The 15,153-nt window shown below is 45.4% G+C and carries 15 protein-coding genes, 1 tRNA gene and 1 other annotated feature; of the genes, 3 read left to right on the top strand and 13 right to left on the bottom strand.

The window, feature by feature from the left end; translation table 11 throughout:
• A partial coding sequence (locus IV71_RS00040) for a class I SAM-dependent methyltransferase (RefSeq protein ID WP_156405634.1) occupies nt 1–313 on the top strand: 313 nt, incomplete at its 5' end.
• A gap of 127 nt (nt 314–440) precedes the next feature.
• On the opposite strand, the gene IV71_RS00045 is transcribed toward IV71_RS00040, so the two are convergent.
• The 7 genes from IV71_RS00045 to IV71_RS00070 form a co-directional block, all read right to left on the bottom strand.
• Nucleotides 441–1,031: a hypothetical protein gene (locus IV71_RS00045; RefSeq protein WP_010692088.1), complete on the bottom strand. Its 591-nt coding sequence runs from the start codon at nt 1,029–1,031 to the stop codon at nt 441–443.
• Nucleotides 1,032–1,389: 358 nt separating this feature from the next.
• Complete coding sequence (locus tag IV71_RS07870; RefSeq protein WP_010692087.1) at nt 1,390–1,560, bottom strand: hypothetical protein; 171 nt, start codon at nt 1,558–1,560, stop codon at nt 1,390–1,392.
• Nucleotides 1,561–2,384: 824 nt separating this feature from the next.
• Complete coding sequence (locus tag IV71_RS00050) at nt 2,385–2,741, bottom strand: hypothetical protein (protein WP_010692086.1); 357 nt, start codon at nt 2,739–2,741, stop codon at nt 2,385–2,387.
• A gap of 488 nt (nt 2,742–3,229) precedes the next feature.
• A tRNA-Ser gene (locus IV71_RS00055) sits at nt 3,230–3,319 on the bottom strand.
• 59 nt (nt 3,320–3,378) lie between these two features.
• The gene (typA, locus tag IV71_RS00060; RefSeq protein WP_010692085.1) at nt 3,379–5,220 is read right to left on the bottom strand and encodes a translational GTPase TypA; all 1,842 of its coding nucleotides are present in this window, start codon (nt 5,218–5,220) and stop codon (nt 3,379–3,381) included.
• A gap of 54 nt (nt 5,221–5,274) precedes the next feature.
• The gene (locus tag IV71_RS00065) at nt 5,275–6,072 is read right to left on the bottom strand and encodes an inositol monophosphatase family protein (protein ID WP_010692084.1); all 798 of its coding nucleotides are present in this window, start codon (nt 6,070–6,072) and stop codon (nt 5,275–5,277) included.
• Entirely contained in the window at nt 6,065–6,340 is a 276-nt protein-coding gene (locus IV71_RS00070) for a UPF0223 family protein (RefSeq protein WP_010692083.1), read from the bottom strand. The genes IV71_RS00065 and IV71_RS00070 overlap by 8 nt, the downstream gene beginning before the upstream one ends.
• A gap of 157 nt (nt 6,341–6,497) precedes the next feature.
• Between IV71_RS00070 and def the strand changes: the two genes are divergently transcribed.
• Together def and IV71_RS00080 are read left to right on the top strand one after the other, a co-directional pair.
• The gene (gene def / locus IV71_RS00075) at nt 6,498–7,073 is read left to right on the top strand and encodes a peptide deformylase (RefSeq protein WP_010692082.1); all 576 of its coding nucleotides are present in this window, start codon (nt 6,498–6,500) and stop codon (nt 7,071–7,073) included.
• Between the two features lie 108 nt (nt 7,074–7,181).
• Nucleotides 7,182–7,432 (top strand) — a binding site (T-box leader).
• Between the two features lie 134 nt (nt 7,433–7,566).
• A complete protein-coding gene (locus IV71_RS00080; protein WP_010692081.1) occupies nt 7,567–8,406 on the top strand; it encodes a MetQ/NlpA family ABC transporter substrate-binding protein in 840 nt (279 codons plus the stop codon).
• 73 nt (nt 8,407–8,479) lie between these two features.
• On the opposite strand, the gene IV71_RS00085 is transcribed toward IV71_RS00080, so the two are convergent.
• The 6 genes from IV71_RS00085 to truB form a co-directional block, all read right to left on the bottom strand.
• Nucleotides 8,480–9,388 carry a DnaJ C-terminal domain-containing protein gene (locus tag IV71_RS00085; RefSeq protein ID WP_010692080.1) on the bottom strand — a complete coding sequence of 303 codons (909 nt, stop codon included), beginning with the start codon at nt 9,386–9,388 and terminating at the stop codon, nt 8,480–8,482.
• 87 nt (nt 9,389–9,475) lie between these two features.
• Complete coding sequence (gene dnaK, locus IV71_RS00090) at nt 9,476–11,332, bottom strand: molecular chaperone DnaK (RefSeq protein WP_010692079.1); 1,857 nt, start codon at nt 11,330–11,332, stop codon at nt 9,476–9,478.
• Nucleotides 11,333–11,430: 98 nt separating this feature from the next.
• Nucleotides 11,431–12,009: a nucleotide exchange factor GrpE gene (gene grpE, locus IV71_RS00095; RefSeq protein ID WP_010692078.1), complete on the bottom strand. Its 579-nt coding sequence runs from the start codon at nt 12,007–12,009 to the stop codon at nt 11,431–11,433.
• Nucleotides 12,010–12,021: 12 nt separating this feature from the next.
• Nucleotides 12,022–13,056 (bottom strand): heat-inducible transcriptional repressor HrcA, encoded by a 1,035-nt coding sequence (hrcA, locus tag IV71_RS00100; RefSeq protein ID WP_010692076.1) that lies wholly within the window; start codon nt 13,054–13,056, stop codon nt 12,022–12,024.
• 169 nt (nt 13,057–13,225) lie between these two features.
• Nucleotides 13,226–14,176, bottom strand: coding sequence for a riboflavin biosynthesis protein RibF (ribF, locus tag IV71_RS00105; RefSeq protein WP_010692075.1), 951 nt, complete (start codon nt 14,174–14,176; stop codon nt 13,226–13,228).
• 22 nt (nt 14,177–14,198) lie between these two features.
• Nucleotides 14,199–15,113, bottom strand: coding sequence for a tRNA pseudouridine(55) synthase TruB (truB, locus tag IV71_RS00110; protein WP_010692074.1), 915 nt, complete (start codon nt 15,111–15,113; stop codon nt 14,199–14,201).
• Nucleotides 15,114–15,153: the final 40 nt, after the last annotated feature.

A 15,153-nucleotide genomic window follows, 5' to 3' on the forward strand; every position in this document is an offset into this window, starting at 1 on the left:
CGTGAAAACGGCGAACATGATCAGCCTTCCTTTTGCAGATAAAAAGTATGACTATGTCGTATCAAGTTTAGCCTTCCACAATATAAAGCCGGCTTCCGCAAGAGTACATGCACTAGAAGAAGCTGTACGTGTTCTTACTGACAATGGTTCTCTAATCATTGTAGACACTGGCCATCACAAAAAAGAATACACAGACGCGCTCTCTAGCTTGGGGCTTGAAGTCATAGAAGCTAAAACATACGGTGTATCTGGATGGTGGACAGGTCCATGGATGCCCACCTATTCCATCATTGCAAAACGAGACCATTCATAAACTATGTAATTAGCCTACTCAGACAAGTAGGCTTTTTATTTTTGGGATGTACTCAATTACTACAAAATACTATAAACCACTGCCCTATTTTGGGGATGTGGTTTGTAACTTTTTAGGTGTGACCTTGTTAATCTTTTTCATACACCTTTTTACCATGTACTCTTATTGCTTCCGACCATTGCGCTTTAATGGCCTTGTCATGCGCTTCTCTTCTCTGCTGGTAGAGTTCGTATATATCAGCTAACTGCATACTTATACGGTCAATCTGCTCTAGCTTCCTAGCGTATGTAGCCCAGTGCATTCCCTTCGGCCGTTTTGGTGTAATGTACAGTCTATAAGCTAGATCACAGGCTAATAGATGGCCTAAGCCCACATAACTGTTATACAAACCTGAGTCTAGATTGTTAATAAGATTTAGCTGTTTATCGTGTAATGCCATGATTTTATCGAACATGTTGCGTCTGGCCTTGTTATCTTGAGCAACATAATACAACCCCGCACATACTCGGCATATCACTGCCCGCCTTACTTGATACAATGCGCCTTTTCGCTTCTCACAGTAAGGACAAACAAACCAATACCGTACACCGCCATAATTAGGTTTAGTTGTTGCTAAAGCTATCTTGTGACCTTGCCATTTAACAAGATGAGCACGGGGATGTTTGCTAAAGTCTAGTTCCTTGATATTTAGTTTTGGATAGCTTGTGACCTTTTGCATTGCAACCCTTAATTTATGTCTAAATCAATAAGCAAATTTTGCAACCTTGTTGCACACTTTTTAAAACTCTTTAGTCTACTATCGTTATTATATCAACCGTTATAAGCTTGCAACCCTGTAACTTTTAGGGTGCAACCTTTTGCAACGTTGCAACACTATTTAAGTGCGTTCTTGATCGTATAGGCATAGGTTTTAACAGGTTTTCATATTAGGTTTTGTTAGGTTCATCAGCACAAAAATAGCCCTACTCGTTTGAGTAAGGCTTTTCTTATTCATACACTTTAAACATGTCATCATAACTAATGGCTAGCGTATATGTCTTTTTAGAACATACTTTAAATCCTAATTGTTTCATTTTCTACCAATTCTTAAAGCGCTTTACACCCTCATCAGATTTAGCAAAGCTAGCCTTAATCTTAGCTACATTTTTTTCTTGTTCAACCTGTGTAGGGTGGAAGATCTTACGGTACTGTTCAGCTTGTGCCTTGTTATCTAAATCAAAAACAACATGCTTGTTATCAATAATCATAGCAACCCCCCTTATACGTTACTGTTGCCAGAAACAAAGTAAAGGTATAAAAAACATCGTTCCTACACCTATCTATAAATAAATAATACAAGGAAGTCATACAAAATGTAAAGCTATTTTTTAATCGTTTTGACGTCTCTTGACGGTCAGTGACGGTCAAATAAGCGTAAAAGATAAATTGGTATAGTCGCTATATAGTTAATCATTGCCCGCTATTCAAGGTGTAACCATCCCCGTTACATACTTGCTACTTTGTAACGTTGCCATTTTTGGCAATGCTTCCCCACTACTGGGGAACGGTCTAAGTTCAACTTAGGGCATCACGTTTCATTATTCCCCTATGTCGTCCTAGATTTAATCTAGGTCGTTGAGCTGTCAGCAATATGCAGACACCTTTAATCTTTTTGAGGATGTTTAGCGTTTCTGCCACTTCTGGCAAAAAGTAAAGGGGTTGTGTCTTGCCACCTCTTCCAATCTATGCAACGCCTGTTGTTTAACTGTTATCTGTACCGACTCTACCTCGGTTCAGGTTCGAACACTTTAGAAAAAATACAAGTGTAGTTGCAACTAATGTTGTCAAAGGGGTGTCTATTTTGGACACTCCTTTTTGTTTTCGCCACTTTTGGCAAAGGAGTCGGCAAATCACCGCCCCCCTATCTTGATTATTTAAGAGAGCATACACATATCGTCATCAAACAGACAGGCGCGGGTGTATGTTTTGTTTTTTATTATATCTACGCCCAATCATACTGCAGAAAATTAAAAAGCCTATACGGGCTTTATATGGCGTATTTATTTAAGTGATATAAATAAGGCTTGTGGATCTAATACTGCTTCATCATAATCAATTTACCGCCCTTGGCTCTTTCTGATAACTTGATCGACTTGGCCAACCTGTTCAGCTCGTTGTTGACCTCTTGTATCACGGCAGTAGGCGCTACTATGTTGTAATACTCGCCAAAAGGTTTACGGTACTTGTAGTGGTCGTGTTGCATTTGTACGATTTCAGACGGTAGGGTGGCCACATACGGGTCAAGCGTCCGATGTATTTCTTCCCAAAAGTTACAGTTTTCTTCTGCAAAACGATTATTAAAGCCTGCCCGTTTTAATTGTTCGATGTTCTCCAACGTCCAACCATTGCAACCTGTAAAGTATTCTCGGAGTATTTCCCTTTTGTTCATGTCATCCCCCACAAAGACTTTTAAGACAATTATACAGGACTTACCTGACGCACTGATTCGGTGCACCAGCGTGTTTGAAAACACGGAGGTCAATAGGTGTGTGGATGTAACCACACCGCAAATATAACGGGTGTACTTTTAAGTACGCCTGTTGTTTGTTGTCCACTACTGGACAATTGGGGGATGATTCATTTTCTGCCACAACTGGCAGACTTTCTTGATTGTCTTTGTTAGATCCTAAAGTACCAAATCAGTACCGCAGATAAAGGCGTCAACTCCAATTCAGCGTATTTGTACTAAAAATGTGTTATTTTGCAAAATAAAAGACGGCACAAAGGCCGTCCTTGATAGCATCCCCGCTATAAAAAAATGTGTTAAAAATGTGTTATTTTGCTTGCAATCTATAGCAATTCATAGCAACCCTAAAAAACAAAAAGAGGTCAAGACCAGGCTTTTTGAGCCCTCTTGACCTCTCTTGAAATGTCTCAAGGAGATAGCGGGATTTGAACCCGCACACCGCCATACGACGGCTCGACGGATTTCGAGTCCGCTGCAGTACCAGATTGTGCCATATCTCCATAAGTCCGCCCTAGAATTTTACCATAAGTAAAAGCGGGCAGACAAGGTTTAAATTTAATTACTTATTCTTGCGCTTAGCAGCCTTTTCACGCTCACCAGTGTTCAAGATAGCCTTACGGATACGAACGTTTTCTGGCGTTACTTCAACGTATTCATCGTCGTTCAAGAATTCCAGAGAAGCTTCCAAGTTCATTTCGCGTGGCGTCTTGATTGAAGCCGTTTGATCCTTGTTCGATGAACGAACGTTAGACTGTGGCTTCATCTTCGTAACGTTAACTGAGATATCGTTATCACGGGCGTTCATACCCACAACCATACCTTCATACACGTCAACACCAGCACCGACGAACATTTGACCACGGTCTTCCACACCCATGATGGCGTAGTTGGTAGTTTGTCCCTGGTTGATTGAAACCAAGGCACCGTTACGACGACCTGGCGCCCAGTTCTTAACCATTGGACGGTATTCTGCATAAGTGTGGTTGTAGATTCCATAACCGTGCGTTGCCGTCATGAATTCCGTTGAATAACCAATCAAACCACGTGATGGGGCCATATAAGTCAAACGAGTCTGGCCGTTCCCAACGGATTCCATGTTTTGCATTTCACCCTTACGTTGGTTCAAAGAGTCAATAACTGATGAAGCATATTCATCAGGTGTATCGATTTGAACGGATTCGTATGGTTCAGACTTCACACCATCGATGTCACGGAAGATAACCTGTGGACGTGAAGCTTGCAATTCGAAGCCTTCACGACGCATGTTTTCAATCAAGATTGACAAGTGCAATTCACCACGACCAGAAACAAGCCATGTTCCAGCAGTTGGCATGTCTTCAACACGCAATGACACATCCGTGTGCAATTCGCGGTGCAAACGATCTTCAATTTGACGAGCCGTCACGAACTTTCCTTCACGACCAGCAAAGGGGCTGTCGTTTTGACGGAAAGTCATTTGCAACGTTGGTTCATCAATACGAAGCAAAGGCAATGCTTCAGGATGAGCAGGATCAACAACCGTTTCACCAACGTTGATGTCTTCCATACCAGAAACGGCAATCAAGTCACCGGCCTTGGCTTCTTGGATGTCAACCTGGTCCAAACCAATGAAACCAGCCAACTTCGTAACACGGAAGTCCTGTGTCGTACCGTCCAACTTCATAACGGTCACGTTGTCACCAACTTTGATGGTTCCACGCTTAACACGTCCGATACCGATACGACCAACGAAGTCGTTGTAATCCAACATGGCCACTTGGAACTGCAAAGGTTCGTCTGAGTTGTCAACGGGAGCAGGAATCGTTTCGAAGACCGTATCAAAGATTGGCTTCATTGTGTGTTCTTGCGTGTCAACTTCTGGATCCAATGACGTTGTTCCGTTCATGGCAGAAGCAAAGATAACTGGGAAGTCCAAGTCATCTTCGTCAGCACCCAATTCGATGAACAAGTCCAACACTTCGTCCACAACTTCTGAAGGACGGGCACCAGGACGGTCCACCTTGTTCACGATAACGATTGGCGTCAAGTGTTGTTCGAAGGCCTTCTTCAAAACGAAACGAGTCTGTGGCATCGTTCCTTCAAAGGCGTCGACAACCAAGAGAACACCGTCAACCATTCCCATGATACGTTCAACTTCTCCACCAAAGTCGGCGTGACCTGGGGTGTCCAAAATGTTAATTTGCTTGTCGCCGACACGGACAGCCGTGTTCTTTGACAGGATCGTGATTCCACGTTCCTTTTCAATGTCGTTCGTGTCCATGGCACGGTCGCCCAAGGATGCTTCCTTACGGGCGTCCATAGTGTCGGACTGCTTCAACAATTCGTTCACCAACGTCGTCTTTCCGTGATCGACGTGGGCGATGATAGCGATGTTACGAATATCTTCGCGAAGTTTTGCCAATTTCTTGTGCTCCTTTTACTTAGCTACTCACAAGAAAGACTAGGAGGAAGTCCCCTAGTCTTTTGCCATCTTGCTGATTTCGCGATGAATCTCGTTTGTAGCGATTAATACTGAGTTTGATAATAGCATATTTGGAAGGCTTCCGTCAAGGTTTTTTACTTGATAACCCAACCCTTCTGCCAGTGCGCGACCCGCTGCTAAATCCCAGGGAGATAGTTTCGATAAATAAGCCTGCGCTGAACCAGTAAATAGTCTGGTAAAGGAAATGCCGGCGGAACCGATAACACGCACGGCACGAGCCTGTAAAGCCATTTCACCATAGGGCTTCTCCCCCACAACCAATCGCCTCCCTGAAACGATGACAACGGCATCCCTCAGTGATTGGTTTTTCACCACTGGCAGTTCCTGACTATCCATGTAGACACCCGTTTGCTTGCCCCCGTGAAAAAGTCGGCCAGCCGGGACATCACAAATCCACCCTAGAACCGGTTCCCCATCCTGATATAAAGCCATCATGATGGCGTAGTCACGGTCCTCCAAAACAAAGTTCAAAGTCCCGTCAATTGGATCGATGAACCAGACCTGCCCGGCCATCGTGGTTGCCCGTCGTTCACCAGCCTCTTCACAGACGAAGCGAGCCTCGGGATCCAGGCTTTGAACCTTCTCAATCAAAACTCGTTGATTGGCCCGGTCCAAGTCCGTCACTAGGTTTCTCCGGTCGCCATTTTTATACGAAACATCCGGTGCCTGTCTTTGCCGTTCTTCCTTCGTTTGCTGGGCCAAACGTTTCATCCAGGAAGACACCTGTTCATCCAATTTGATTAATTGGTTTTTATCACTTAACTTAATCACGGACAATCACCCGGCTATTGCCGTCTTTGGTTAGCTTCATTGTCTGATAAATGGAACGACCGGTCTGCTCTTCAAAATCACGGTCAAACTTCTTCTGTTCTGATTTGGAAGGAATCACTTCGCAAAACTGTCGGTGGTTTTCCAAGAGCAGGTTTCGATCACAGCCACCCTCATACACTTGTAAAACAGCATCAACTAGGTTCGAAACGGCAACCATGTCTTGGACATCCCAATTGCCGTCAATTGGTAACTGATAGTTATCTGCCATATTGGCCTCCCATTTACTCGACTTTTACCTCTTTAGTTTAACAAGGAACCCCCTTGATTGCTAGGAATTGAGCATTAAAAAGTCAAAGAGAAGACCATGCACAATCTCCTGATTTTTTGCTATACTGGAAAGTACGAAAAGAAAGGTGGCGATGCCCATGACGATCCGCTTTACAATGGAAAAAATTACAAAGGATGGCGATCCGGTCCTGCGGAAAACAGCCGAAAAAGTACCCTTCCCGCTTTCTGACGAACACCGTCAGTTGGCAAAGGACATGATGACCTACTTAGTTGTCTCACAAGACCCCGAAAAAAACGAACCCTATGGACTTCGTCCAGGTGTTGGCCTAGCTGCCAATCAAGTTGGTGAATCACTTCAAATGAGCGCAATTTTAATCCCTTCTGAGGATCCCGCCGAAGAAGACGATCAGCCCTACTTCAAGGGCGTTATCTTCAACCCCGTGATTATTTCAGAAACGGTTGGCCGGACTGCCCTTGAAACGGGTGAAGGATGCCTGTCAGTTGACCAAGACGTACCCGGCTTTGTTCCCCGTTCGAAGAAAATCAAGGTTCGCTACCAAGATGAAAATGGCGAAACAAAGGAAATTACCCTTCGCAATTACCCTGCGATTGTCTTCCAGCACGAAATTGATCACCTCCATGGCAAGTTATATTACGACCACATCGATAAGGCTGACCCATGGCATGTTGATGATGAAACAAAGTATGTTTAATAAAAAAGGACTCTTGCGAGTCCTTTTTTGATTAATTTATGACAAATATTAAAATAAAATGATAAAAACTATTGACAAAAAATGATTCACTAGGTATTGTTTTAGACATCAGATACGTTGATGAGATAAGTAATTTTCAGCGGCATGCATTAGAGAGCGGATATTTTGGTGAAAGTCCGACATGCTTAGAAGACGAAAATGGTCTCGGAGTTCAATAAGTTGGTGAGTTGTCCGCAATTAGCCAACTTCGGGTGCGCCCGTTACCGCGTTAGAGTATCTCTTTATTGACGTACTTGTTAAGTGTCTACCAGTGATGTTAGACAAAACCAGGGTGGTAACGCGATCCAATCGTCCCGTAGTCTTTTGACTACGGGACTTTTTTTATGCCGCAAAGGAGAAAACAAAATGAAAATACGGACAGCCCGTTCCGTTAAAGACCCGCCAAATTGGTTCACAACCAATTGAACGAATAATCATAAAATGGAGAGAAAACATGAAAAAATCACTTAAATGGGTCATCGCCCTCATCATTTTACTTGGCATTGGCTACTTCAGTTTTGGTCGTCACGAAGCTAGCGCTAAGGAAGAAACCCTAACCGTTGGAATTATGGCTGGCGACAAGCGAACGGATGAACAATGGAAAATCATTAAAGCCAATGCAAAGAAAGAAGGTTTGAATCTTAAAATCAAAACCTTCACCGACTACACGCAGCCTAACGCCGCATTGACCTCCGGAGACATCGACGTGAACGCCTTTCAGCACTACATTTTCTTAAACGACTGGAATAAGACACATAAGTCGGACATCGTCCCAGTTGGGGAAACCATCATCGTTGCCGGTCGTCTTTATTCTGACAAGCACAAGAAACTGAGTGAAATTCCAAATGGTGGCACTGTCGCCATTTCAAATTCAAAGATTACACAAGGACGAACACTGCTCCTTCTTCAAGCAGCCGGTCTGATTAAAATCGCTGACGGTGTGAAGGATCCGACTTTGAAAGATATTACCGACAACCCTAAGAACTTACAATTCAAAGAAGTTGGCACTGATCAACTCGTTCGGGTGCTACCTGAAGTTGACTTAGCCTCTGTTGACCCAAGCTTCATTGTTGGTTCTGGTCGATCCATCAAGTCTGCCATCTATGTTCGTCCAATCGATAAGAGCCAACATGATGGCATCAACATCATTGCCACGACGAAGGCTAAAAAGAACAGTCAGGCCATCAAAAAATTCGTCAAAGCCTACCAATCAAAGAACGTTGCCGACTATATCGACAATAAGAGTGGCACGGGCGAAATCGCCGTTTGGAAAGGAGCCCCAGAAGTCAAGTAATACAAGCAATCCAGCAGATCAAGTCTAAAAAGCAGGCCGAGTAAAACACTCGACCTGCTTTTATTCATAATGTTTACTTAAACATGCCCTTTTTCGCCGCTGACTTACCAGAAGCCTTGGCAAATTCTTCAAGGGCAATCTTTTGTCCCTTATTCAACTTCGTTGGCACAACAACGTTGATAATCACGAACTCACTTCCAAAGCCTGAGCCGTGGAGGCGCGGTGCTCCCTTACCGGCCAAACGGAAGCGGCGACCGTTTTGGGTACCAGCAGGCACCTTCAACTTCACATCACCGTGGACCGTCTTCACTGGAATCTCTGCACCCAGCGTGGCTGTCAAGAAGTCGATATCCTGTTGAACATAGATATCAGCCCCATCACGTTCGAAGCCTTCCTTTGAAGCGCCAACTGTGAAGACCACGAAGAGGTCCCCATGAGGGCCACCGTTTACACCGGCTTCACCCTGACCTGCTAAGCGCATCTGCTGGCCGGTTTCAACTCCGGCCGGCACCTTAACCTTAACTTCGTGTTGCTTAGCATCCCCTTGGGATTGCGTGTACTTCACGTGCTTTTCGGTACCAAAAATAGCCTCTTCAAAAGTCAAGTGCATCCGGTACTGCAAGTCACGGCCCTTGCGCGGCGCGTTTGGATCCTGCTGGAAACCACCGCCGAACATTTGCGAGAAAATATCACCCAAGTCGGAGAAGTCACCGCCGAAACCACCTTGTGCGCCACCGAAGCCGCCAAAGCCACCTTGCCCGTTAGCACCAGCTGAACCAAATTGATCATATTGCTGACGCTTTTGTGGGTCACCTAAGGTTTCCCAAGCCTCTTGAACTTCCTTATACTTATCCTCAGCCCCAGGCTCATGGTTCAAATCGGGGTGGTACTTCTTGGACAATTTCCGGTAAGCCTTTTTGATTTCGTCTTGGCTGGCGTCCTTTGAAACGCCGAGTCGATCATAAAATTCCGTATTATTCACAAGCAGCTCCTTTATTTCTTAGTATGTACAACAGGCTAGGTTCCCCTAGCCTGTTTTTGTATTGAAAAGCTGGACTAAAAAGTCGAATTACTTCTTGTCGTCATCGTTGACTTCTTCGAAGTCACCGTCAACCGTGTTGTCATCCTTTGCTTGTCCTTGACCAGCTTCTTGGCCAGCAGCACCACCTTGTGCTTGTTGTGCCTGTTGGTAAAGCTTTGCAGCCAATTCTTGTGCAACCTTTGACAAGGCATCAGACTTGTCCTTCAAATCTGTTAAGTCGGCGTTTTCGTCCTTGGCATCTTCTTTGGCCTTCTTCAAGGCTTCCAAAGCCTCCTTTGTTGGCTTTGTGTCTTCTTCAGACAACTTGTCGCCAACTTCTTCCAAAGTCTTTTCCGTCTGGAAAATCAATTGATCCGCGTTGTTGCGCGTTTCGACAGCTTCCTTCTTCTTGTTGTCGGCTTCTTCGTTTGCCTTGGCGTCGTTCATCATCTTTTCGATTTCTTCGTCAGACAAACCACCGGCAGCTTGGATGGTGATTTTTTGTTCCTTCTGAGTACCAAGGTCCTTAGCAGAAACGTTGACGATACCGTTACGGTCAATATCGAAGGTCACTTCGATCTGAGGAACACCACGTGGGGCTGCAGGAATGTCAGCCAACTGGAAGCGTCCCAAGGTCTTGTTGTCGGCAGCCATTGAACGCTCACCTTGCAAGACGTGGATATCAACTGCTGGTTGATTATCAGCGGCCGTTGAGAAGACCTGTGACTTTGACGTAGGGATCGTCGTGTTACGGTCGATCAACTTCGTGAAGACACCACCCATCGTTTCGATACCAAGTGACAATGGCGTAACATCCAAGAGGACAACGTCTTTAACGTCACCAGTAATCACACCACCTTGAACAGCGGCACCAAGGGCAACGGCTTCATCAGGGTTGATTGAGTGGTTAGGTTCCTTACCGGTCAACTTCTTAACTGATTCTTGAACAGCTGGGATACGAGTTGAACCACCGTTCAAGATAACTTCATCGATGTCATTAAATGACAAGCCAGCATCCTTCAAGGCGTTCAAGACAGGTTGTTCCGCCTTCTTAACCAAGTCAGCCGTCAATTCGTTGAACTTTGCACGAGTCAAAGACGTTTGCAAGTGCAAAGGTCCTTGATCACCAGAAGCGATAAATGGCAAGTCAATTTGTGCTTCCGTTGCAGAAGACAAGGTCTTCTTAGCAGCTTCGGCAGCATCCTTCAAACGTTGCAAGGCCAACTTATCTTGCTTTAAATCAATGCCGTTTTCCTTCTTAAATTCGTCAGCCAAGTAGTCGATAATCTTTTCATCAAAGTTATCACCACCAAGGTGCGTGTCACCGTTCGTTGACAAAACTTCGAAGACCCCGTCACCCAATTCGAGGACAGAAACATCAAAGGTTCCACCACCCAAATCGTAAACAAGAATCTTTTCATCCTTGTCCAACTTGTCCAAACCATAAGCCAAAGCAGCGGCCGTTGGCTCGTTGATGATACGTTCTACCTTCAATCCGGCAATCTTACCAGCATCCTTGGTTGCTTGACGCTGGGCATCGTTAAAGTAAGCAGGTACCGTGATAACGGCCTGATTGACTTTTTCACCTAAGTAATCTTCGGCATAGCCCTTGATGTATTGCAAAATCATGGCTGAGATTTCTTGTGGCGTGTATTCCTTGTCGCCAACCTTAACTTTGTAACCAGCCTCACCCATGTGTGACTTGATTGATGAAATCGTGTCCGGGTTCGTGATGGCCTGACGCTTGGCCACGTCACCAACTTGGGTTTCCCCGTTCTTAAATGAGACAACAGAAGGTGTTGTCCGACCACCATCAGGGTTGGTGATAATCTTTGGCTTACCACCTTCCAAAACAGCAACAGCAGAGTTCGTCGTTCCTAAATCAATTCCAATAATCTTTGACATGTATCGATACTCCTTTGATTTTTAATCAACATTTTTAGCTTTTTTCGGTGTGGTGCGTCAAACGCTGAGTCACCATGTTTTCAATTATGTAAGTTCACTTACTGAGCAACCGCTACCATGGCCGGACGAATCACCCGATCATGAAGCATGTAGCCCTTTTGCAGAACAGAAGCAACCTGGTCGGCCTTCAACTCACCTTCCGCGGGCACCGTTTGAACACCCTGCATCGTCTGTGGGTCAAAGTCGTCGCCAACCTGGCCAACTTCAACAATCCCGTTTTCAGTTAGGGCCGCCTTCAAAGTCTTCAGGGTAATTTGAACACCCTTGTGGACCTGGGCGACTTTTTCGTCGTCGCCTGCATCAACAGCCAAGGCACGCTCTAAGTTATCAACGACCGGTAAAATGGCAGTTGCCAATTTCTGGCCATCGTACTTGCGAACGTTGGCCATCTCACGGGCGTTACGCGTCTGAATGTTTTGAATCTCAGCTTGCGCACGAAGTAAGGCATCGTCTTTGTCAGCCAACTGCTTCTTTAACTCGTCAAGCGGATTCGTTTCATCTTCCTGCTTTGAGTCATCTTGAACCTTTTCTGGATTTTCACCAGCGAAATCCTGAGCCTTTTCCTCTTCAAGGATTTCTTGTTCATCGATTTGCTGTTCTTGATCTTTCTTGGCCACAAGAGCCTCCTTTTATGCTTCGTATTCAATTAGCTTTGAGTCGAGTGCTTGAGCAAATGCCAGGAGCAACTTTGATAGTTGTGCATAAGGCATTCGCATCGGACCAACCAAGGCAATCACACCACTGTTATCCTGACCCACGGTAAAGGCCGTCGCCAACATGGCAAAGTCATTTAAGACGGGCGTGTGTAACTCATCACCCAAGCGAATGTTGACACGACCACTCTCAGCCTTGGCTAAGTGCCGAACCGCATCTGGGGAATCAAAGAGCTCCAAGATTTTACGAGCAGCTTTGACATCAAGATACGCGTCGTCAGCCACTTCCAGTAGGTTAAAGCGACCACCAAGGTGAACCGTTTCTTCCACCGAGCGGGCTAAGACGTCCCCAAACAACTGAAGGAAAGCCGCCGGACTCTCAATGTTTCGCGAGAGCAAAACCGGCAACTGCTCCGAAGTCATTAGGGAAAGAACTTCGTGAACCGGTCGGCCCACCATCGAAGCATTGATGTAAGCCACCATGCTCGACAGCGATTCAAGCGGCAATTCCTTCGGCAATCGGAAAGTCTGTGAAGTGACCTTGCCATCCGATGTAGCAAGCACGGCAATCACTTGCCGGTTCTCCATCGGAATGAGCTGAAAGGAAGAAATCTTCAGATTAATTGGCTTAGGCTTTAACACCAAAGCCGTTAACCCTGTTTCTTTCGCCAAGAGCTTGGCCGTTTGGTCCAGGAGCTCGTCTAATTCATGGAAGTTTCCTCGAATTTGCCGAGCCACCGACTGAATCTCTTCACTTGAAACGGTATCGCTACCCATTAGATGATCTAAGTAATAACGATAACCCTCCAACGAAGGAATTCGACCAGCAGAAGTATGTAACTTCTTAATCAAATCAGCCGACTCAAGACTAGACATCTCATTTCGAATCGTCGCAGGCGATACATCTAAATCTAATTCGTCGTGCAACGTCTTCGAACCGACAGCATGGGCGGTTTGCGTGTACTGGTAAATGATTGCAGCGAGTATCCGCTGTTGCCTTTCAGTTAACACCCAATCACCGCCTTTCTTCAATTAGCACTCGATTACCTCAACTGCTAATTCTTATTATACAGATGATTTTCAAGAATGCAACCCCTTTTAGCACTCTTTTTATCTGACTGCTAATTGTAATTATATGTGAGTGTTAAAAATAATACCTAAAAAAAGACCAGTCCTCAGACTAGTCTTTTTCAAAATAATTTCTGGTATCTTGTCGATCTCGTTCCAGTTGCTCAATCAGTGCTTCGGCCGACTCAAAAGCCACTTCCCCACGCAGCCGTTGCAACCACTTCACACGGACCGGCTCCCCGTAGACGGCTTGGTCAAAGTCCAGTAAGTTAATTTCAACAGTTACCGGTCGGTCCTTACCAAAAGTCACGTTACGGCCAATCGACGCCATTCCCATCACCTGTTGGCCTAAGATTGTCACAGAAACAACATAAACACCGATGGCCGGCAGAGACTCTTGCTCCGGTGTCCAAATGTTAATGGTGGGAAAGCCTAACGTCCGCCCTCTCGCATCGCCATGAACCACTACGCCCGACGTTTCGTGATGACGGCCAAGACTTGCCTTAACAAAGTCCAGGTCCCCATCGGCCAAGGCAGCCCGAATGTCACGCGAAGCGATTTTATGATTCTGACCAGCTAAAGCCGTCTTTGCGACTGTCACCACGTCAAATCGATTCCTAGCGTAGTTTGATAGGTGCGCCATGTCCGCCTGCTTATCACGAGCACCATACAGGTGGTCATAACCAGCTACCACCACTCTTGGTGAAAGTGGCATGAGCACTTCGTCTACAAAGCTTTGCGGTTCCAACTCTGACAACATTGAAGTCAGGTTCAGGCAATAAACACGTGCCACACCTAATTTTGAAAGTAGCGCTACCTTTTCATCTAGTGGTGTTAAATCGTGCCAAGGTAGCGGAAGCTTTTGAAAGACAAGACCGGGATAAGGAGTATACGTCAGCACGGCCAGCGGTAGGCCAAGCCGGTCAGCTTCTTCCTTTGCTCTTTTAATCACTGCCTGATGGCCCAAATGCACACCATCAAAGTAGCCCATCACAAGCACTTGGGGCTCGGTGACTTTCAAATTGTTATCCAATGGATAGTGAAGCTTCGTTAACTCTGTCATGTTTTTGATTATACACGTTTTCTTATAGGAAATAATAGCGGGAACGCCAAAGTGCTTCCTCATCGGAATAGGCATACACTGCCACTAACTTTCCTTGGTAATGTAACTGATAATACCCATCCTGATTTTTAGGCCAGCTACTAATCTTGCGACCATTCTTTGCCCAGGTAAACTCTTCGTCCGTTAGTTCCCGTCGTTCATAGGGTAAAACGTCAGCAATTGGCTTTAACTTTTTCTCAATTCCGCTTTCATCAAGTGTCATTAATTCAGCTAAGTCCGTTGCTTCATCAATTGAAAAGCCGGATCCTGACTGTCGGGTTAAAGAAGTCATCGTTGCCGGTAAACCAAGCTTCTGCCCCAAATCATAAGCAAGCGTTCGAATATACGTGCCCTTCGAAACCGTTGCTTCAAAGTCGATGGCTTGATAGGGCTGATTAGCCACCCATCTTAAAGACGAAGTCGGCTTAAAATGATAAATGGTGGCCGCTCGCTCAGGAAGTTCCACCGTTTCACCGGCTCGAGCATATTCGTACAGGCGCTTTCCTTTCACCTTAACGGCCGAATAAATCGGTGGAATTTGAATGATATCACCTTCTAGACTCTGAAAAGCCGCTGCTAATTTTTCTCCATCGATGGCTTCTGTCAGCGGCTCTTTTGCAACAACGGCTCCATCCGCATCCTGACTTTCGGTGGCAAAGCCAAAGGTGACGGTCCCGGTATAGGTTTTCGGCCGACTTTGCAAAAGATCAATGAGCTTTGTGGCCTTCCCTAAAGCCACAACCAAAACGCCGTCAACATTCGGATCTAACGTACCGGCATGGCCGATTTTCCGCTGCCCGGAAATTCGTCGTAATCGAGCCACGACACCGAAGGAAGTCATGTTCTTTGGTTTGTTTACCACTAATAAGCCGTTTAAATTACTCGTTTGCTTGGTCATGTCCTTCGCCTTTCAATCAACCAAAAAAGCCGGTCATTCA

Source organism: Fructobacillus fructosus KCTC 3544 (genome assembly GCF_001438695.1).
GTDB classification, from domain to species: domain Bacteria; phylum Bacillota; class Bacilli; order Lactobacillales; family Lactobacillaceae; genus Fructobacillus; species Fructobacillus fructosus.